General features: G+C 57.7%; 2 protein-coding genes and 1 pseudogene. 1 reads left to right on the top strand and 2 read right to left on the bottom strand.

The window, feature by feature from the left end:
* Positions 1-35 precede the first annotated feature (35 nt).
* Both MKK67_RS29050 and MKK67_RS29045 read right to left on the bottom strand, forming a co-directional pair.
* Positions 36-257: a DUF6894 family protein gene (locus MKK67_RS29050; RefSeq protein ID WP_243972110.1), complete on the bottom strand. Its 222-nt coding sequence runs from the start codon at positions 255-257 to the stop codon at positions 36-38.
* A gap of 426 nt (positions 258-683) precedes the next feature.
* Positions 684-896 (bottom strand): hypothetical protein, encoded by a 213-nt coding sequence (locus MKK67_RS29045; protein WP_243972106.1) that lies wholly within the window; start codon positions 894-896, stop codon positions 684-686.
* Between the two features lie 70 nt (positions 897-966).
* On the opposite strand from MKK67_RS29045, the pseudogene MKK67_RS29040 reads away from it, so the two are divergent.
* Positions 967-1,342: pseudogene (locus MKK67_RS29040) on the top strand (chromosome partitioning protein ParA); the annotation flags it as partial.

Genomic DNA, 1,342 nt, shown 5'->3' with positions numbered 1-1,342 from the left:
CCGGATCAGCCTGCGGGAGAACTGGTTTAGCGATCTCACCGTTTGATCGGTAGGCGACCTACGATCGAGCCTGCAGCATCGCGCACGACCATCGTCCATCGCTGGTCCAAATCGATGCCGATCGCCTCATCCGCCATTTCGGTGATGACATCGCGCGCCTCAGCGAGCACTTCATCGACGGTCGCAGCCTCGATACCTGCCTCGTCCAGGATGGTCTCGTCACTGTTCGACACGTCGAAGAAAAAGCGTGGGGACACCGCCAAGCTCCCTGATGCATGGCCGTAGCGAGGGAGAGGCGTGACCGCCTACGTAATTCGACTTCATGCTAAGGGCGCCGGCAGCTGAAATAAACCTATCTAATTGGCCGTTCTGGGTACGTATTCCGGCTTGTCAACAAATTTAAAAAATGTTTGATTTAGTACCTTCGTGATTCACTGTCCCCGCATTGCCACAGCATTCTAGCGATGTACTGAATTGATGACACAAGACTATGGGGATTCCTATGCTTGCGATGCTTGACCAGCTTTCAAAACTAGCTGATGTCAAAATTGATATAAACAAGCATAGATTGCGTTCTCATATTGCCAAGATGCTGGCGAAAATCCCGACTGATAAGCGTCACCGGGCTGATATTGGCCAGGCATGCGTCGAAGCTGAGCTGCTATAGGTCGCGCTCAGATTGACTATTCCATCGACGTCAAGCAGCGCGGCAGCTGTTTAATTTTTGCCGACTGCGTCCAGGCCGACCCACGCTCCGGCCGGATCACGACGCGCCGCCTCTTCCCGTAGCGGTCATCCGAAATGCCGTCGCTTCGGGGCTTCACCGCCGATGGCGTCCAGATCTTGTCGAGCAGCTGGCCGATGAGGCCGAGTGCGTCCACTTGGTCGTCGTGCACGCCAGGCACCGGACCTATCCGAGCTGCCCCTGCGTTAAGCCCCGCGTCCTCGGCAACATGCGGGTGAACCATGGCGATCGATGTCCGGTCCGAACTACGTCGACCCATAACCCTCAGCTTCGCCGTCGTGGCGGCCGTACTGCTGGTCTGGTTGCTCGTTGTCACCGTCGTTCACGCCAAACACCGGAGAGCCTTCGAGCAGCAGATGAGCTCGCTCCAAACGGAGCAGGCCAACCTACAAAACGAGTTGGCGCAGCAGCGTCTGGCCACCGGCACCCTATCGGCTTTGCAAGCCAAGATCGCGACGACCGAACAGCAGGGCCGTCAAGCCAATCAGGACATCGAGCAGGTTCAGAGCCGCCTTGCAGCACTGCGTCAGGAGCAGCAGGCGGCCGAGCAGAAGACAGGCGAGGCGACCAAGGAACAACAGACGCAGACACAGCGCC

This window comes from Methylobacterium sp. J-072 (assembly GCF_022829425.1).
Lineage (GTDB): Bacteria > Pseudomonadota > Alphaproteobacteria > Rhizobiales > Beijerinckiaceae > Methylobacterium.
The sequence above is the reverse complement of the archived record's forward strand: the minus strand, read 5'-3'. Positions and strand labels throughout refer to the sequence as shown.